The following is an 18,566-nucleotide window of genomic DNA, read 5'->3' as shown; positions in this document are numbered from 1 at the left end:
GACCGCCGTTACGCGACAGGTTGCAACAGCCTTCTTAAAGCTTGTCCTATACAATGGAACAGAGGTGATTGAATATGCGAAAACAGTTATTTCGAATAATAACCGCTTGTATACTAAGCACTGTATTACTTTTTTCCAGTGGAATGCAAAATCAGTCAGCAACTGCTGCGATTACAACAAATTTGGAGAAGGCTAATCAATCGATTCAACAGCAAGCCGAACGTTGGGTTAAGGAGCTAGCGGATCAGCCGCAATTTGAGAAGTGGAAGCTCGCAACGCTGGACATTTCCCCTCTCGGTCCTGGCACACATAGCTGGCTCGTCCTTGTTAAACAGAAGGAGCAGGTCGTTGGATATTTGGTCATTAACGCTGTCGATCAGGGCGGGTATCAGTTAGGAGAATACGGCATCGGCAGTGATTCGCCATTTAAAGTACAGACTATGCAGCGTTCAATCAAGCAGCTAGAGCTGCTTAAGCCCGCAAATCAAATAGAAGCTATCTATATTAACCCGCTGCTCGCTGCATGGAAGGTAACAACGAATCAAGAAACCTATTTTACAGATGCTATTACTGGTGAACAGCTTCCTGTGGAGGCAGACGGATGGATTAATGCAAGCAAAATAGAGCACCAATCATCGTCATTAAAGCCATTCCCAACAAAATCGAAGCTATCTAAAAGTGTTACAATAGCTTCCTTTGATCCTTATGGCAAAATGCCTTGGCTTACCAAGGAACCACTCATGCTACAAGCCAACTCATACTCTTCTTTATTGAATAAATTGAATAACAAAGAACAGCTCCGCTACATAGCTGAACTGTTCGATGGACAAATGCTGTATGTGTGGTCCATAACAGGCTACCACAAATGGGACAATGGCATTATTTTTATAGCTCTAGAAAATAATGAAGATGGCTCCGATCGCAGATACTTACCATTTAGTCTATTAATGGATAATGGCGACTTTTACCGGTGACGCTCCGTTCGACCTCGCCACCAAAGTATGACACTTATTGGACCCCAACCAAACCACCGCGTCATCCATGGCTCTCTACTCGCTTTGGCTGACGTTTTTATTTGCTTCCGCTCTTCCCGGGGAGTTTCGATATAAGTGATAAATTGCTCTGTAACATATTTAACATACTCATCGCTTTTTGCCATTTGCTTCACCCTCCATGCTTAAATAAGATATTATAAGGTTGCCCCGTTTTATCCGAATGTAAACATGCATGAGTTCCCCTCAAAACAGCCACGCTAATGTCACACCTAAGTGTTTGGAGGAACATTTGTTATGCTGCGAAAAATACTATTAGCTTTTAACTGTATGCTGATCGCTGTACTCGTTAACGTCACCACAGTTTCATCGGCTGCATGGCCGCTGCTGCCGGTTGCTACCGATAACTGGGTACTGCCATCAACAACTGTCATTATTGACGTTGGACACGGTGGCATCGACGGCGGCGCCTCATCTGGCGATACACTGGAGAAGGATATTAATTTAGCTATCGCTAAGAAGCTATATGTGTTACTGCGGAGCCAAGGTATTCCAGCCGTTATGAATCGTACAAGCGACTATGCGTTAAGCGAGGATAACCGCTGGCATGTTAGTCGCTCCAGACATTTGAAGGATTTGTCACACCGTCGCCAATTGACAGAAGAAATTGACAGTGAGCTGCTCGTAAGCTTGCATGTTAATTCAGCCAAAAACAAGTCAAAACGCGGGCCGCTTGTCCTCCACCAATTGCATGGAGAGAGCGCCCTGCTTGCCTTTTGTATTCAAGATGCGCTAAACAGACAGCAAAATACAGCTTTCCTCCCAAGGGAAGGAAAGCCGTTCTATTTACTGAAGCGCGTTCACCAGCCAGCTGTTATTGTCGAGATGGGTTTTATAAGCAGTGAAGCCGATCGAGCCATGTTAACAGATTCGCGCAAGCAGCTGGAAATTGCAGGTGCAATTGCCTCAGGAATTCGGCAGTATAAATGGATCACTCACTGATGGACGAATAAGCTCCGACAATTTTACGAATTGTACGTTCGGCTGCAGCACAGGTATAGATTGCTTCAGGACAGATGCCGTCTTGTCACCATAAACGCCTACATGTCCAATTGTGATGCAGCTGACGTGGGATTCTAAATGTTTACGCAGTACATCAATTTGCTTGGTTATATGCTGGATGGTGTGAACATCATCCAGAAAAACATCATTTGAGACAATTGGGACATCTAGCTCCGCCGCTATTTTTGGGACAACTGTTTTGTAAGAGGTTCGGCTATCTAGGAAAAATAAACCATTCTCCTTGCAAACACGAAGAATAATCCGCATCATTCGTTCATCTGATGTTACCTTAGACCCCATGTGATTGTTCATACCTACTGCATGAGGAACATTACGGATAGCTTCTTCCACACGTTGACGTACTTCCGCGTCTGTTAAATCAACCGTTAACGCACCTGGTCCAAGCCATTTCTTTAACCCCTTATTCGGCTCCATCGGCATATGTATGATGACATCATGACCGAGACGATGAGCCTCTTCTGCATCCTGTTTTGTTGTCGGCATAAAAGGCATGATCGCAGCTGTAAATTTGACAGGCAGCTTCATCATTTCATCTGTGCCTTTCATGTCATTGCCAAAATCATCAATTACAATCGCCAAGGTGCGTTTTTGTTGCTGCTCAGGCGCAGGAATCATTCCAGCAGAGGATGATTCCAAAGTTACCTCTGCTTTTACTACTCCACTTCCCAAACATAAGGCCATAGACAAGCATAGTGTAGTAGTCATCCGTATGTATGGTCTAGCCTTAATTTGTGATGACTTTTTCATATAGCAGTTATTATTTGTATCGCTTTGCTCATACATCATTACCCCACCTCTTTCTATCCTTTTATTGTTTGTGATGTCGAGGAAAAATATGCTCTAATTTGAAAAATAAACAGATAAATAATTGAATAATTAATTGAATAATTAACTTGACTGTCGCCTTACCAGCATGGTAATATATTTTCTGTTGACACAATATTTGCGGTCGTGGCGGAATTGGCAGACGCGCTAGATTCAGGTTCTAGTGGTGTAACAGCCGTGGAGGTTCGAGTCCTCTCGACCGCACCAACTAAACAATTTTAAAGGTTTTGGGAAGCCTAGTAATAAATAGGCTTACCAGAACCTTTTTTTATTTGCCAATCACAGCGACCCCCAATTCCAAAAACTCAATGAGAAAAAAACGAAATATGATATATGTCTGTCTTGTAATTCGAAAACAAAAAAAGAAGCAATTTCATTCAGTGAAATTACTCCTGATAGTCTTGACCCTAAAGGTTTTGACAAGTTAATTACTTAACAAAGAATCACTTCCGTGCTCTTTATTAAACAGTCATTCAATCACATATAAATTATGTTCAGTGTGGTTATGATTAATTTGACCGACGTTTGATCCAACACCCTGATCATTAATACACTGTTATCTATATTTGTAGTCTCAGTTACTAGTATGCGATATATTTCCTCACCTGCTAATGTCCCATGATAAGTCACATTAATCCTACATATTTATAGTATAAATAGCCATCTTATCACTTTATGTAGAATAAACACTCACATCTATTTAGTCCATTATACACTTCCATATATACCCAATATACATTATGTTTACATTAGGCGACTTGTACACGGCGGACACCTCACTAGAAAGGTGGAGGTTGTAAGCATGGATATATTTCAAGCTCTTTCAATCATGTTTGCATTTGGGTTATTTATACTCACACTGTTAACCTATATTGACAAGAGGAAATGATCTAACTTGGCACTAGTTTTGGTTTGAAACCATACTAAATAAATCCGCCATTTACAAGCCTCCGTCGTACAAGTCAGGTCATCTCAATTGATCTGACTTTTTTTATAAGTAAGCAATCAATCATGTGATTAATTACTTTTTTACACTCCAAGTGTTTGGCTCACCACTAAAACTCGAACTGGAATATTCCTTGCCCCTGCTAGTTAACACACTCGCGAATACTTTATTTCATTTACTTCGAAATGGTCTTTTAACCGCATGTCTTCCTATATCTATGAAAATGAAACAGATAGAATAACTAAATCCAATACTTAACATTTCACTGAGCATATGTTTAAATCTTAGTCTTTAGGTTTATCCTTATCGCATAGCACTTCTCTCAATACTATCTCATTAAAGGAGAACTACCAACCATTGCATTCAACCAAGGACATATTGATAAAAAAAGCATATGACAACCCTAGTTTAAGACAAAACATTCTTAACAAAGGAATAATTTTCCTTTATTGCGATTACGCTGGTTTTGCTGCACGAAATGATCATGGTGTAGCTTGCTGTTTTGTCTATAATCGGACTATAAATGTTACCTCCAAGAAACTACTAATTGAACAAGATGGAGGTTCAAATTACGGTGAATTACAAGCTATCGTTTACAGTCTTGAAATACTCGCAAAAGCACTAGCAGAGCATCAACCGAAAGCAGCAATCATATTTACTGATTGTAGTTCTATAACACGAATTTTATCAAAAGACTACTTTCCACATCCGCATCATGAAAATGCAAGAGATGAAATATTATCTTGTCTAGCTAATTTGAAAAATAGGTTTCCTGAGGTTGAAGTACGTGTAAAGTACATTAGCAAACACAAGAAAAATAATCATTTACACAGAATGGCTCATAATGCGTCTAGACAAGTTGCTAAAAAGTATGAGCAGGAAGGTTTCACAATTAAATAAATCCCCTTGATAGATAAGAAAATTCTCGATACTCGAATTTCAAATAGTCTTCTAGTCAGATGAAGCCTCTCTATTAAGTAAATTTTTCCCGTTCGCACAATAAAGTCCATGCTTTATTTAAGGTCTATATAAAAACACCATAACTTTGGAAAATATCTAGAATCTAATAGTGCATTTTTGATTCTTAAACTTTTCCCAGACATGTTCTGTCTGGAATGTCCAGAATGTAGTCAATTATCCTCACCTTCTTATAAAATTGACCATTTATTTGATCATTCCTCTCTTTTCCAAGTCATAACATACTCTTTAGCAGAAGTATTTTCATCAATTGATTCTTCCGAAATAACAAAGCCATTTTTCAAATAAAATCCAAGAGCTTTTTTGTTTTCTTGATATACCTTTAATTCCAAATGTTCTTTCTGCTCTTTAACTTGTTCTAGAAGCATCTTCCCATACCCTTTACCTTGCTCGTTTGCATCGACAAATAAAGCAGCTAAGTAGTTATCAACTATAGAGATAAAACCCACTATAATATCATCTTCTTCTATGACATACGACTGAGACATAGGAAAATATAAGTCTTTCATCGCTATCTGGTTTTCTTCCCAATAATCTTCATCAATGAAATCATGAGCCTGTTTTGATCCATCAAGCCAAATCTTCACCATTTTATCCAAATCATTATTTGTAAATGATCTCAAAACCATTACCTATCCCACCTAACTTCGATTTTCAAAAACAGATCTTAATTCGAAAGTGTCACAGTTGTTGTGTTTTGTATTCCTCGACGCATTTGCTACAAATACAAACTCTATTTCTTAGTTCTTCTGGTATTCGATCTCGCAGTTCTTGCGGCAACTTTGTGTGAAAACACCAACATTCACCTCTTTCGACACTACAATGGTTTTCACGGTCACACAATGGGCAGTACCGATGATCTATTTGTCTGATATCTTTATTCACATTTCGTCACCTCAACATAATAATGATATGCTTTTGATATAATCATATTTTATTGGTTCAATCATTGATATTATAGTCAGCTACTTGGCTTTTATTTTGAAAAAGACATGTTGTAATTCCTATTTTCCGTGCTAAATAAGCAATGCGATTGAATATTAGCTTGCATACCTGCTTTCTGCTATGCTCCCTTAGTTTCAATATTTGAAATTAATTGAGGCCGCAAAAGGGTGAGCTTCGATTTAGTCTCAGGAAATGAAATTAATTGCTGGGTTAGCTCAATCCGAATCCTCTTTCCGGTAAATTAGCTCCACATTGTGAAACTAATTCGCCTCGAACTCCACAGAGACTCTCATTAGTTTCACAATGTGGAACTAATGAGAGTCTTTGCCTGAAAGCCGCAAGATGAATATGTGCTTTCACAGCGATATCCTTTCGACAAAATGAAGGATTGTCGAGACTACTCGTTTTTCCTTGTCACTCGGCAATCATTTTCTGTTTGAGATACCTTATATTAGTCAATCAACAAACATGATTCAATAATTTTAAAGTATACAGTAAGTATATAATTGCTTTCAGTTTCATCCTTATTTATCTCTGATTCATCCGCTTCAAGAACAGTTACTCCATCAAACTTAGCTGTTTCTTGGTACTTACTAAGCACATCTTTTTTATCGTTTACTTTATTCAGTTCGCATCCAAAAGGCAATTCTAAATTCTTATAAAAAGAAATTACTGATACTCTAATAGCTGGTATTAGATAATCTCCCCACATGTAAAAAACAAATGTTTTGCCACTAAAATGCTTGTTTAAGTAAGCACACCATGACGTTTCGATAAAGCTAAATATACAATCTAGCTCGCTTAAAGAAATACTTTGTTGCTTAATCAATTTGTTTAGCTTATGAATAGTGTAAACATTATATTTGGCTTCCGCGTTGTACTGTTCTCTGTCATTTGAAAACAGTAAATTAGGTTGCTCTGCTATCTCTAAAATTTCGTTGTACGCTTTAATTCCTTTATTCCGTAGAAATTCAATCATTTTCTTCGCTACTTTCAAATAAAATCATTCTTTAATAAAAGTTTAATCCCTACCCCATTGTACTATATTTCGTAATATTGGTAAGTATCCTTATCGTTGCAATTTCATTGTTAAATCGCAGTCTGGATGTGCTTTCCCTATAGGGAAATGCGCTTGTTCATGAAGATAATAAAGTAGAGTTTCATAGGGGTTTCCTGCTTCTTTTCCATTTCCTCAATTATTTAACAAACGTTTAAATTAATCAATAAGAACCTTTAAAAACGCAAAAAGCACCTCTATAAGAGATGCTTCTGAAACTACTCAATTAGTGTCATATCGCAATCTTTGGCATTATTACTTTCTCTAATACCGGATCGCTTATCTTTCCATGTACATCCTTTTGCAGACCAACCTAATTCGGCAGCTGCGTCCCTGCAAGCTTGCTATCCAGCTCTCTTTGAAAACGCCAATTATTGCTTGACGTCAGCCTCCTGCCAGAAGCGACGTAAATTGTCCATCGCTATCTTGGAAGCGGACTTGCATTCCTCCATGCCTTCGAACTCCACTGTAATATTGCCGTCGTATCCCGATTCCTTAATTAGCTTCACGATTTTTCGGATCGGAATGTCTCCGTGTCCAACGATCGCTCCGCGCAGGAAGTTTCCATGAGTTGTAGAGAACCATACCCCGTCGCCAGGATTTTCGTCATACGAACGGAAATAAAAATCTTTGAAATGAACGAGTGAAGCATACGGTAAGTTTTTCATTACTCCAATAATCGGGTTTTCATCAACGCACATGAAATTGCCGATATCAAGCGTCGTCTTGAAGTTAGGCCGATCAACCGCATGAAGGACTCGTTGGACGCGGTCGCTTGCCTGCACGCTGAAGCCGTGGTTCTCAATTGTAGTCGTAATTCCAAACTGCGCGGCGTAATCGGCAATGATCTGACTGCCTTTTACAATCAACGGCAAGCTTTCCTCGAACCACGCAATAGTCATACATTCCTTCGGCAAAGTAAAGGCTGTTACATCGTGGCGCATATGCTTAATACCCATCCGATTCACGACATCGACATGTCTTTTCACACGTGCCATTTCTTCCTCGAACGCTTCTTCTGTTGGCTGTACGAAGTTAGCCGGCATGGAGTAGTTGGACAATTCAATGCCTACCGATTTCGCTTTTTCACGGATTGCATCCGCCAACTCCACATTATCTTCGACCGTATAACCGTAAGGGACTAACTCCATATGCTCACCGCCATTGTCAGCAATCCATTGGATAACGTCCAATATTGTCATTTCCCCTGATTTCAAAGCGTTCAACAAACTATATGTGCTAAGACCAACCTTCATCGCTTCCACCCATCCTATTAATCAAATTTAATTTCATTAGAGCAGCTAATAGTTACTAGATATATTGAAGTTTCAAAAGCTAGATAAGTTACAAAAACTAAAAGAGTTACAAAACACCCTTCATCATTGCCTGATTAATGAGCTGCGAAAAGAGACTGTTCGACCACGCAAACCATTGACGCGTAAACTGCTTCGGATCATCAGAATGAAAGCCCTCATGCATAAAACCTGTATCAGCATCCGTAGCTTCCAATAAATCGATTATCTCCCGCATTTCCTCATCTGTCGCTGCGGTTAGGCCTTGCATGGATAACGCCATATGCCAGACGTATCCCGGCGGTGTATGAGGGCTTCCGATACCTTTCGCAGCTTTCCCTTCAAAATAAAACGGATTCTCTTTGCTTAAAATAAACCGGCGCGTGTTTTGATAGATTGGATCATTAACGTCCGTATATCCAATATACGGAATCGACAGCAAGCTTGGTGTACCCGCATCATCCATTAAGCAGTAGTTGCCGTACCCATCGGTCTCAAAAGCGTAAATTTTCCCGTATGTTGGATGGTTGTACATCCCGTAAAGCTCTATTCCGTGGCGAACATCCTCCTCCAGACGCTTCATTTCCTGAACAAATGCTTCGTCGCGGTACACCCATTTCGCCATCTCCTGCATTTGGGAAAGTGATACAGCGGCAAACATGTTGGACGGAATATTGAAATGCAGGTCGCAAGCATCGTCACTCGGACGGAAGCCTGACCATATCATTCCTGTATAATTGACAGGCATCCCGTATCCATCGTTACGCAATGTATCTATAGCCGGACAGTTGTATCGCATAAAACGGTATTTTGAGTTTTCGAAATGGCGCTGCTCTGTTTTCCATACGTCGACAATAGAGCGCAGCATCTTTTTGAACTGCTCGTCAAAAATATCGGTTAGACCCGTTTCTTTCCAATACATATAGGCAAGTCGAATAGTAAAGCAAAGCGAATCCAATTCAAATTTACGTTCCCAAACCCAAGGTGACATGTCCGTATCATCGTTTGCGTCCCAATGCCAGTCGTTAGCCGTTTCGTTAAAGGCGTTAGCGTAAGGATCGATACTGATATACATGGAATGACGTTTGATTAACCCCGAGATAATACGCTGCAGCCCTGCATCATCCTTCGCGAACGGTATATAATGAATGATTTGCTCGGCTGAATCGCGAAGCCACATGGCAGGAATATCCCCTGTAATGACGAAAGTCGTGCCATCGTCCATCAGCTTTGTTGTCGTTTCTAGCGTATTTGGAAAACAGTTCCGAAACAGCTGCAGCAGTTTGGGACGGTTGGCCAGCTTCTCCTCTGCTTCTTCTATCACTTGCATAATCGCTTTCGGCAGCTCCAGTGGAGGGAGACTTATTTTCGGTAGTTTAAATTGTTCCAAATGACATAACTCCTTCTGTATTGGCTTCGATACTGCGAACAGCGTCTTATATCGTCTATTCTCCCAATTTCCTTATATGGATTGTTTATATAGCAGACTTGACGCTGCCGCTTTGCACGTTCAGCTGGTCCGGTCGGTATACGGAAAGCAATCGTCCTTCAAGGTCTGCGGCAAACATTACCGTTCTTTCTCTATCCAACGTAAACGCATAATCAGCTCCTGTAAGTGGATCACGTACCTGAATGTCGGTATCACTGCTGTATTCGGATACGAAAATGTATAGACATCCTTCCGCAAATTGAAGCTTTCTTCCATATACTCCCGGAAGCTCCCCGCCGTTTAACCATTCAAGCTCATATTGGACACCTGATATGCGTGCTGCTTCCGAATACAGCGCTTGTATCGGTTCCCATCTGTCATTCAGCTCCAACGGAAGCGGACACCAGATGAAGCGTCCTTCTCCAATCTCCACTGTAATTGGACTAAGTGCACCGCTATTGTTTGCCGTGTCATTGCCGCGAGCCGGAACATCTATAGCAACAGTCCCGATTTTACGATCCCCGAATGATGCGGGATATAGCTTCCCATTCAGCAGCATAGCTTCCTCACGCAAAACGTTGCCGTGTATCGTCTCGCCAATTTCAGCTTGGAGACGCTCATTGGCTGGTCCCCAGTAGGCATCTCTGCGAAGCGGACCCGTCCACAGCACTGTACTTCCTTTCTTCGCAAGCTCAACCAGTCGATCAAAAGCCTCATCGCTGAAGTTATGCGGGCTTGGCACGATGATCAATTTGGCAGGCTCCCTCTCCAGATCCTCCAATTGGTACTCTCCGATTCCTCGAGGATGTATGTTCATCCCGTAAGTGAGTACCCTTGTTGCTTGTGAGGTGGATCCAAAAGCAAGCTTGCGGTTTGAAAAATCGTTGGAATACGGATAAACGACCGCAACATCTTCCAGCACTCGTCCCTCGAATAGATCGCTGATCTCACCTATAAATCGTCCGAAATCGTAGGAAACATCCGCCTCCGGCTTTTGAGTTCCGTCGGCTCTAAGCGCGCCAATATTTGATTCGTTCGCGTTGTCCATAAAGTAATTCGTATTCCAAATCCATTGTACGGCTCCAGCACCGCCTGTTGAGAACGCATAAGCATATTTCCGTTCGAGGATGTTGCGCAGCTCCTCTTCGGAACGCTTCGCTATGCCATCCGGTCTTTGGATGTGCATGATCCCGGTTTCTTGAATCAGATTCGGTTTATCAGTCGTCTTAGCAAATATGCCGTCCCATACCAACTGATCCATAAGCCACCAGCTGTGTACCGTCGTGTAATCCACAGCCGGAGCATAGAAGAACGGTGAAGGTCTTTGTGCGCCTAGCGCCTCATCCTGTCCGACCGTCACCAGCTGCTTCGGATTCGATCGACGAATGGTGGCTGTCAGCTCAGACGCCCAGCGGTTATGGATGTCCATTGTGAACAATGTAAAGTCGAGCCAACGCGCCCATTTCTTCGGAAAGAGCACACTGTCGAATTGTGTATCATTCGAGTCGGGCGGCATCGCCGATTCGAACGACGGCAGTTGATCTGGCGTCATATTCCAGCGTTCTTGAAGTACGGTTATATCGTTATTGTGGTGTTCCTGCAGCCAATCGGAGAACGCCTTACGTTCAAATCGGTCTGCTAATGCTCGCGGCCCTTCAAAGAGCCGCGCAGGATCGAAGAGGGTCGGTTCATTAATCAAATCCCAGTGCACGTTTTTCGTTCCTTGATGACGGGAGACGATAGAAGCGATAAACCGCTTCTGCGCTTCTAACGCTCTTGGATCCAAATACGGATTGACGCCACCCCAAGCTTCCGGCGCAAACGAGAAGAAGGTAAACGTCACCTCAAGCTCATGCCTCTTTGCCGTCAATACGAAAGCATCGATTGCTCGCATTATATCCTCTGCCACATGACCGTCAGTGAACATAATCGAACGATACCCTGTCCAGATTCCGGTACGTACTAGATTAATGCCCGCGCGCTTCATCTCAGCCATATCCCGATCCCAACGTTCTACATTCGGAAGATGGAGAAACTTACGCGATACATCAGAGGTCATATAGGTCATTCCAACAATCGGCATTGGACGGCCACCGCGAATGAAGTAATCGCGGCCGCATTCCAGCATCTCCCCGCTTTGCAACAGCTCTCTGTCCATACCCCAATATGCTTGCGTCATATACCTGGTGTCGCCTGCATCCGAACTTGCTTTGCAGCAGATATGGTATAGACCCGCTTCCGTTGGAACCTGTACGGGAATACGCAGCAGCTGCAAATCCCGTCGATCAGTCCCCGTTTGAGCTTGAACGGTTCCGGTCCAGACTGGAGTCTGTCCTTCCATTCCAATTGACAGCTCGAACGACCAGTTCTGATTAACCGCAGCAGTGCGAGACAGCGTTTGCAATTGAAGTATCAGCTGTGGTTGTTCACCTGTCTCATAAACGGCATAACTCGGCTTTAGCCACAATTCGGTTACACCGCGTCCCGTAAATTCGGCAAGCTCTTTTAGCAATGCAAGGCCGCCGCCGCTCCAGAAGAGCGCTTGCAAAGTTTGGTTGACAAGCACCCAACGCCCGCCTGCGTAATCACCTTTCGTGTTCTCAATCAATACGATTGAGGCGGCTCTCTCTCTTCCATCGCGGTCAACACCCACGAGCAACGGATAAATATGAGCATCCATCGGACCGCCAGATCCCATTTCACTTGGCACATCGCATGATTTCGTTGGATGAAGTGTCAATCCCCAAGTCGGTTCGATCCCAAATAGACTTTCACTGCCTTGAATAACTGAAAATTCACTAGAGGCGACTAATCGCTCTACCTTATCGACATTAACAGGCAATGCGTCGTGGATGTTCAATAGCTGATGGTAAGCAATTTGCTCCCTCTCAATCCTCCAAGCATCATCAACCTTAACGACAGGCTTGCGGAACGGAACGCCTCCCGTATGTACCAATCCGCCACCGCACTCCAGATGCGATTTAACAGATTGCCATGCCTCTTTAGGGAAATAGGATCCATGCAGTTGAATTAACGCATCCCAGCCTCCCTCAGCCAGTCGATCTGACAACGTATCCGCATTGCTGATTTCCGCCCAAACGGAAGCTTCCTTCAATACCTGTTGAGTGGGACGGGCTCCTTCATAAGGAAACCTTTCATCGTAAAAAACTAATATTTTCATATATACCTCCAGTTAATTACGTTTGTTATTTTTGTTATTATAAAGTATAATAACGTTATGATATTTTCAGTCTAAATCCTTTAGTAATAAACGTCAAGGAGATACATATGCCACGTAAAATTTCGATACAAAAGATAGCCGATCAACTCGGTTTATCGAAGTACGCCGTTTCCCGGGCTTTGAGCGGGAAATCCGGCGTAAGTCAGACGACGCGTGAACGCGTTATAGAGCTCGCCCGGACGTTAGGTTATGAGCTTCCACGACAGGATCATGACATAGCCCCAGCATCCACCGGCTCTGCTTCTACCTTTGTTCTGATCTGCATTAATCAATCCAATCACGGCGACCCTTACTATTGGCAGCGGGTTTTGGGAGGATTAATCTCCGGATGCAACGAAAGGGGATGGCAGCATGTCATTTTGTCCCATGACTTTGCGTTTTCTCCTAATACGGCGCAATCCCCTCAGGAAGCGATAGCGCCGCATTTGGATTGGAGCAGCTGCCTTGGCTTGATTGTAATGGGTTCATATCCTTATGATGCACTGCAGCGAATGGCTCGTACGGGAAAACCGCTAGTTCTTGTTGATCATAACGAGCCGCTGCTCGCTTGTGATTCGGTAAATCATGCCAATATCGAGGCGGGAATAAACGTCACGCGCCATCTATTAAACCAGCAAAGCCGGACTATCGTATTTCTTGGTGACAATGGCCGCTCCGTCAGCTTTTCCGAGCGGCGTATCGGTGTCAGGCTTGCTATGGAACAATATGGCACCAAAGGAACGAAGCTGCTCGAGTGGGATATTTCTTACGAAGAAGGGGGATGGCAAGACGCCATTGCCGAGCGACTCTCCAGTCTCCCTTTGGAGGAACGGCCAGATGCTTGGATCGGCGCCAATGACGACATCGCAATTAAATGGATGCGGAGGCTGCAGCAGATGGATTGGTCTATTCCGGATCAATGCCGCGTAATTGGAATCGATAACGTTGAAGCAGCCGCTCTAACATCTCCGCAGTTAACGACAGTAAATCTTTGTAAAGAGGAGCTAGGCCACCGCGCTATCGAATCGCTTCAACGGCGTATCGAACGACCTGGCTCACCAAGTGAAAACATCCAGCTTTCCGCCACATTGATTCCGCGGGATTCGGCGTAACAGTTTACAAGAAATAGGCAGCACTGACCTTTTTGTCCTTTCGGGTCTGTGCTGCCTATTTTTTTTAATAGTAGACTAGAATTGGTTATATCCACTTTCCATCTCAAATCATCTAATTTAACGCTTTTCACTGTGCAAAGTAAAATGGAAATAATGCTAAACTAGCCGATAATCATCGAAATTGTCGCGTTAGGCCTTGAAACCTACAGGTATCCCACCCTTTTCGCCCTCACCCTTTCAATCCCTTACATTTGTTATACCATACAATTATTGTATCCCTTTTCATTATTAGCTAAGATGATTAAGACTTTTATAAAATATATCTAGAAGAGATGTGATACTCATTAGTCCAATCAAACGTTATATCCTTTGGGCCAAACCCTATTGGTCGATGATCTTCGTCATCATCGTGATCGGCATTTTACAGTTTACGGCGCCGCTGTCCATGCCTGTTTTCACCCAAATTCTCGTCGACGACGTATTGATTGACGATGATTACTCACGGTTAACGAACACCGTGCTCCTTATGTCCTCTATTTTGTTTTTAGGCGTGCTGCTGAATTTCTTAAGAAACTATATCTCGGCCATTCTCGGCAATAAAATGATGATGCATTTGCGTGAGCAATTGTATGACCATCTGCAGAGAATGTCGGTAAGCTATTATGATCAAAGACAGGTAGGCGGCGTCGCATCAAGGGTGATTCATGATGTCGGAGGAGCACAAAACCTCATTGGCGGCGGAATCATCAATTTAGTGCTCGATTTATTTATGGTCCTGTTCGCCGGCTTTCTCCTATTTCGAATGGATGTAACGCTTACTTTGATTTCACTATGTGTGCTGCCCTTTTATTATTTGTCCTTCACGAATATGAATGTTTGGATTCGCCTAACATGGAGATCCGTGCATCGGCAGATGGAGCGGGTTTCGGGTACGTTGGTGGAACGAATGGGCGGAATTAGGATCGTGCAAGCCTTTAATGGAGAGAAGCATGAGAAGATTAGGTTTAACAAGCAGACCGAGCAGCACTTTCGCCACACGGTCGCCGCGCATTTGTTTTCAAACATTCTTGGGAGACTTAGCGAATCGTTGTCACATATCGGCGGCATCGTCATTTGGCTTGTCGGCGGAGGCATGGTGTTGAAAGGTAAAATGAGCGCCGGGGAGATCATCGCTTTCCAGATGCTTCTAGGCAACCTCTATGGTCCCATTCAACGCTTCGCCGATGTGAACGTAACGATTCAAAACTCTGTCACAAATATCGAACGGATATTCGAAGTATTTGATGAACAACCGGATATTGAGGAAAGTCCTGATGCGCTTCTTATGCCGGAATGCAGAGGGGAAGTTGAGTTTCGCAACGTCACCTATACATATATCACACGAAATTTAGTTTATAAAGATACACATAACCAACGGACAAATCCCGATCTTGTTGAAAGAGAAAAGCCGCCCAAAAAATTTTACTGGATGCCAACGCATCTTCCTCCGAAACATCCGGATGTCGAAATCGAAAAACGGATTGGGATTAGTGATATTTCCTTCAAAACTAATTCCGGAGATGTGATCGCATTAGTAGGACCCAGCGGTGCGGGCAAGTCTACCTTGATCAATTTTATCCCAAGGTTCTATGATCCAGTTGAAGGCGCGGTTTTCATTGATGGCATGGATGTGCGAGATTACAAGCTAGAAGAGCTTAGGAAGCATATCGCCATCGTCCTGCAAGACAATGTCTTGTTCTCTGGAACAATCAAGGATAATTTGATATACGGACGTGAAAAAGCGACGATGGAGGAAATCGTGACAGCCGCGAAAGCCGCTAATGCTCATGAGTTTATTGCCGATTTCAAGGATGGATACGAATCGATCATTGGAGAAAGAGGCATGCGGTTGTCCGGCGGCCAAAAACAACGGCTAGCGATCGCGAGAGCTTTACTGAAAAATCCAAAAATATTAATTCTCGATGAGGCGACCTCGGCGCTCGATTCGGAATCGGAAGCTTTAGTAACGGAAGCATTGGAACGACTGATGAAAAACAGAACCACCTTCATTATCGCCCATCGACTAGCTACAGTCGTCCGCGCTGATCAAATACTGGTAGTAGACGGCGGCAATATTGTGCAGAGAGGCAGCCACAAACAGCTTTTGGCTGAAGGAGGATTGTATCGTCAGCTTTATGAACTGCAATTAAACGCAATGCGACCCGAAGAGATTCTTAGCGGCGTGTAGCACCAGTCACTAGTATGTATCTAGCCAACAAGCGTAACCGGCTTCATCGCGCTTTATGGCAAATGCGGCCATTCCGGGGTGATCACTAAGCAGATTTATGGATCATCCCGAAAATCATTACTCGATTACATGAAACCCTTTTCGGGCGGACGTGACTGGACGTAGCGGGAATACAGTTACCTTCGTTCTTTTTGACCAATCGAAAAGGGTCTGGAGATTTGAGTGTATATCGTCCATTCAAACACCCGATACTTCCCTTTATAATGTGTTTGAATGGAAAAAGTACAATCTAATAGGCATCTAGAAGCTCTTTGTCTAACAAATGGACGATTTTCTTGCATGAAATACAATCTGAGGTTAAATTCGACATTTGGATGAGGCGTCGATTGTATGATATACAGTCAACTGCGGTGTTATTATTAAGCATTGTTTGTATGATATATAGTCAACTGCGGTTAAGATAGATTTAACTTCTCCCATTGTTTGGAACCTCAAATTTCAACAAAATCCCTTGAATATGCCCCCCCATTTGGTGAGCATTCTCAAGGGATTTTGTCTATTTCCTGCAAGCCTGTTGGATTAACCATTTTAAGGAATTCAAATACAGAAAAGAATGATCACAAAATGAGAAGGAAAACGAATAGTCTCGACTGTCATACAAATGATCGATGATTGATATGATTGATATGATTGTTATGATATCGCTGTGAGAGTAAACATTCATTTCTGCTGGGTTACATAGTTGCGGGGTTGCGGGGTTGCGGGGTTGCGGGGTTGCGGGGTTGCGGGGTTGCGGGGTTGCTCGGTCGCTACGTTACTCCGTTGCTGGGTTGTTGTGTTACTGGGTTACTTTGTTACTGGGTTACTTTGTTACTGGGTTGCTGGGTTACTTAGTTGCGTGGTTACTGGGTTGCTGGGTTACTTAGTTGCGTGGTTGCGGGGTTACTGGGCTGCTCGGTTTCTACGTTGCTCCATTACTCGGTGGCTGGGTCGTAGGCGATAATTAAGTTCAAAATGTGACACTACTGAGAGTTTTTATGGAAGGCGATTTAGTTTCAGAATTTATAACTAATCGACCTCATGGAGTGCGCGAATCGAGCTAAGCTAGCAATTAAGTTCATTCTCTGATACTAAATCGCATCTTACCCTTTTTACTCTCAGTTAGTGTCAATTATTGAAACTAATCAGGCATAGAAAAGCAGTGGACAGAGAAAAGCAGCAGACAGAGAAGCGCATCTACCATCATCTTCTTCCATCTTCCCCTTCTTATCATTCTAGCATTCTAGCATTCTAGCATTCTAGCATTCTATCATTCTCCAATAAGGGGCATAACTGAATATAAACAGATACACCTCATCGTCTCAGCAACGGGTGTATCTGTTTGATTCATTAGCTTATGTTTGTTGCTATGCTTATTACTTCAATCCCTTATGGATGGCATCAAGTAAGCGATGTGTCTTGTCACAACCGTATTCCCAGAACATAATGCCAGCTAAGTTGTTATTTTTTACGTAAGTCGATTTGTGCTGAAGCGATTCTTCATCATCATAGGAAATGAGGCTGCTGCCATTGAATAGGAACGGTGCACAAGCTTCTTCATCCCAATAGCGGATATATCCATTCTTATCGATATAATCCGCTGAAAGAACGGTGAAGTCCGGCCCATAGCCACCTGTAGTGCCAGCCATTTGGAGAAGCCCGTTATTTCGATCTGGAACTTGATGCCACACGCGAGAGTAGAATGCCGCCCCAATCACGATTTTCTCCCTTGGAACGCCCGCACGGACGAATATATTAACGGAGGCATCCGTGCTAATGCGGAATAAATCCCCGCTCGGAGTATATAAACTCGTATGATGACCCGTCAAAATTTGAAATCCACCGCGCATATCGTAGGTCATTAATTGAACAAAATCAATATAATTTTGAACTTTATCCATCTCCGTACCATCTACGTAATACTGGTCAGCTCCCGCGGCAATAGTAAGCAAATAATGCCGATCATCCTGAGCCCCTTTACGATCCAACGCTTCCCGCATCGTCTTAAGAAGCAACGTAAAATTCGTCTTATCATCAGGACTCGAATGAATGCCAGCTTCTCCATAACAAGGATATTCCCAATCCAGATCGATGCCGTCAAAGGGGTAATCTTTCAATACGCGAACTGCGGAATCGGCCATACTTTTTCTTCCCTCTTCAGTAGCAGCAGCTTCTGAGAAGCCTCCTGCACTCCATCCACCGACAGACAAAAGTAGGGTCAGCTCAGGGTGTTCGCGTTTGATCTCCTGCAAAACGTCCATATTTTTCATATGATCCGTGCGGATCTTGTCGTTCAGAACATGACCAAACGCTACATTTAGATGAGTCAATTTCTTTAAGTCTTCCTGTGTCATCTCGTTAAGATTGGAATCAACGACATAACCAGCCACAATGTATTTCTGTTTCATCAATTTGGTTCAC

At 43.1% G+C, this 18,566-nt stretch carries 15 protein-coding genes and 1 tRNA gene; 7 read left to right on the top strand and 9 right to left on the bottom strand.

The genetic code is table 11. The features are described 5' to 3' along the window. Positions 1–74 precede the first annotated feature (74 nt). Complete coding sequence (locus tag AC0YN7_RS02120; protein WP_475808291.1) at positions 75–974, top strand: hypothetical protein; 900 nt, start codon at positions 75–77, stop codon at positions 972–974. Here AC0YN7_RS02120 and AC0YN7_RS02115 read toward each other — a convergent pair. After that, complete coding sequence (locus tag AC0YN7_RS02115) at positions 965–1,159, bottom strand: YqzE family protein (RefSeq protein WP_475808290.1); 195 nt, start codon at positions 1,157–1,159, stop codon at positions 965–967. The genes AC0YN7_RS02120 and AC0YN7_RS02115 overlap by 10 nt on opposite strands. A gap of 130 nt (positions 1,160–1,289) precedes the next feature. On the opposite strand from AC0YN7_RS02115, the gene AC0YN7_RS02110 reads away from it, so the two are divergent. Further along, on the top strand, positions 1,290–1,994 hold the full coding sequence (locus tag AC0YN7_RS02110; protein ID WP_475808289.1) for an N-acetylmuramoyl-L-alanine amidase family protein: 705 nt from the start codon (positions 1,290–1,292) through the stop codon (positions 1,992–1,994). On the opposite strand, the gene AC0YN7_RS02105 is transcribed toward AC0YN7_RS02110, so the two are convergent. Continuing rightward, positions 1,959–2,861, bottom strand: a complete 903-nt coding sequence (locus tag AC0YN7_RS02105; protein WP_475808288.1) for a divergent polysaccharide deacetylase family protein — start codon at positions 2,859–2,861, stop codon at positions 1,959–1,961. The two genes, AC0YN7_RS02110 and AC0YN7_RS02105, sit on opposite strands and share 36 nt — an antisense overlap. A 159-nt stretch (positions 2,862–3,020) precedes the next feature. Between AC0YN7_RS02105 and AC0YN7_RS02100 the strand changes: the two genes are divergently transcribed. The 3 genes from AC0YN7_RS02100 to AC0YN7_RS02090 all read left to right on the top strand — a co-directional run bounded on the left by AC0YN7_RS02100 (position 3,021) and on the right by AC0YN7_RS02090 (position 4,746). Further along, a tRNA-Leu gene (locus AC0YN7_RS02100) sits at positions 3,021–3,107 on the top strand. A 595-nt stretch (positions 3,108–3,702) separates the two neighbouring features. Then, positions 3,703–3,789 (top strand): putative holin-like toxin, encoded by an 87-nt coding sequence (locus tag AC0YN7_RS02095; RefSeq protein ID WP_268760193.1) that lies wholly within the window; start codon positions 3,703–3,705, stop codon positions 3,787–3,789. Between the two features lie 414 nt (positions 3,790–4,203). Then, positions 4,204–4,746: a ribonuclease H family protein gene (locus AC0YN7_RS02090; RefSeq protein WP_475808287.1), complete on the top strand. Its 543-nt coding sequence runs from the start codon at positions 4,204–4,206 to the stop codon at positions 4,744–4,746. A gap of 272 nt (positions 4,747–5,018) precedes the next feature. On the opposite strand, the gene AC0YN7_RS02085 is transcribed toward AC0YN7_RS02090, so the two are convergent. The 6 genes from AC0YN7_RS02085 to AC0YN7_RS02060 all read right to left on the bottom strand — a co-directional run bounded on the left by AC0YN7_RS02085 (position 5,019) and on the right by AC0YN7_RS02060 (position 12,728). Next, entirely contained in the window at positions 5,019–5,453 is a 435-nt protein-coding gene (locus AC0YN7_RS02085; RefSeq protein WP_475808286.1) for an N-acetyltransferase, read from the bottom strand. A 52-nt stretch (positions 5,454–5,505) separates the two neighbouring features. Then, a complete protein-coding gene (locus tag AC0YN7_RS02080) occupies positions 5,506–5,709 on the bottom strand; it encodes a cysteine-rich CWC family protein (protein ID WP_475808285.1) in 204 nt (67 codons plus the stop codon). A gap of 511 nt (positions 5,710–6,220) precedes the next feature. Next, complete coding sequence (locus AC0YN7_RS02075; protein WP_475808284.1) at positions 6,221–6,766, bottom strand: hypothetical protein; 546 nt, start codon at positions 6,764–6,766, stop codon at positions 6,221–6,223. Positions 6,767–7,197: 431 nt separating this feature from the next. After that, positions 7,198–8,082: a sugar phosphate isomerase/epimerase family protein gene (locus tag AC0YN7_RS02070; RefSeq protein WP_475808283.1), complete on the bottom strand. Its 885-nt coding sequence runs from the start codon at positions 8,080–8,082 to the stop codon at positions 7,198–7,200. Positions 8,083–8,188: 106 nt separating this feature from the next. Next, the gene (locus AC0YN7_RS02065) at positions 8,189–9,508 is read right to left on the bottom strand and encodes a glycoside hydrolase family 125 protein (protein WP_475808282.1); all 1,320 of its coding nucleotides are present in this window, start codon (positions 9,506–9,508) and stop codon (positions 8,189–8,191) included. A gap of 85 nt (positions 9,509–9,593) precedes the next feature. Next, positions 9,594–12,728, bottom strand: a complete 3,135-nt coding sequence (locus tag AC0YN7_RS02060; RefSeq protein ID WP_475808281.1) for a glycoside hydrolase 5 family protein — start codon at positions 12,726–12,728, stop codon at positions 9,594–9,596. A gap of 107 nt (positions 12,729–12,835) precedes the next feature. On the opposite strand from AC0YN7_RS02060, the gene AC0YN7_RS02055 reads away from it, so the two are divergent. Both AC0YN7_RS02055 and AC0YN7_RS02050 read left to right on the top strand, forming a co-directional pair. Then, positions 12,836–13,879 (top strand): LacI family DNA-binding transcriptional regulator, encoded by a 1,044-nt coding sequence (locus AC0YN7_RS02055; protein ID WP_475808280.1) that lies wholly within the window; start codon positions 12,836–12,838, stop codon positions 13,877–13,879. 334 nt (positions 13,880–14,213) lie between these two features. Next, positions 14,214–16,106 carry an ABC transporter ATP-binding protein gene (locus AC0YN7_RS02050; RefSeq protein WP_475808279.1) on the top strand — a complete coding sequence of 631 codons (1,893 nt, stop codon included), beginning with the start codon at positions 14,214–14,216 and terminating at the stop codon, positions 16,104–16,106. A gap of 1,415 nt (positions 16,107–17,521) precedes the next feature. Here AC0YN7_RS02050 and AC0YN7_RS02045 read toward each other — a convergent pair. Further along, positions 17,522–18,553, bottom strand: coding sequence for a glycoside hydrolase family 18 protein (locus AC0YN7_RS02045; protein ID WP_475808483.1), 1,032 nt, complete (start codon positions 18,551–18,553; stop codon positions 17,522–17,524). Positions 18,554–18,566 lie beyond the last annotated feature (13 nt).

This window comes from Paenibacillus sp. J31R122, from assembly GCF_056269185.1.
Note: the sequence above shows the minus strand (reverse complement) of the source record. Positions and strands in the feature narration are given on the sequence as shown.

What these genes read in the sequence shown, in the direction of transcription:
- AC0YN7_RS02055 (WP_475808280.1), top strand. Translation starts at nt 12,836, where the DNA reads ATGCCACGTAAAATTTCGATACAAAAGATAGCCGATCAACTCGGTTTA.
- AC0YN7_RS02060 (WP_475808281.1), bottom strand. Translation starts at nt 12,728, where the DNA reads ATGAAAATATTAGTTTTTTACGATGAAAGGTTTCCTTATGAAGGAGCC.
- AC0YN7_RS02120 (WP_475808291.1), top strand. Translation starts at nt 75, where the DNA reads ATGCGAAAACAGTTATTTCGAATAATAACCGCTTGTATACTAAGCACT.
- AC0YN7_RS02105 (WP_475808288.1), bottom strand. Translation starts at nt 2,861, where the DNA reads ATGATGTATGAGCAAAGCGATACAAATAATAACTGCTATATGAAAAAG.
- AC0YN7_RS02045 (WP_475808483.1), bottom strand. Translation starts at nt 18,553, where the DNA reads ATGAAACAGAAATACATTGTGGCTGGTTATGTCGTTGATTCCAATCTT.
- AC0YN7_RS02095 (WP_268760193.1), top strand. Translation starts at nt 3,703, where the DNA reads ATGGATATATTTCAAGCTCTTTCAATCATGTTTGCATTTGGGTTATTT.
- AC0YN7_RS02085 (WP_475808286.1), bottom strand. Translation starts at nt 5,453, where the DNA reads ATGGTTTTGAGATCATTTACAAATAATGATTTGGATAAAATGGTGAAG.
- AC0YN7_RS02110 (WP_475808289.1), top strand. Translation starts at nt 1,290, where the DNA reads ATGCTGCGAAAAATACTATTAGCTTTTAACTGTATGCTGATCGCTGTA.
- AC0YN7_RS02115 (WP_475808290.1), bottom strand. Translation starts at nt 1,159, where the DNA reads ATGGCAAAAAGCGATGAGTATGTTAAATATGTTACAGAGCAATTTATC.
- AC0YN7_RS02070 (WP_475808283.1), bottom strand. Translation starts at nt 8,082, where the DNA reads ATGAAGGTTGGTCTTAGCACATATAGTTTGTTGAACGCTTTGAAATCA.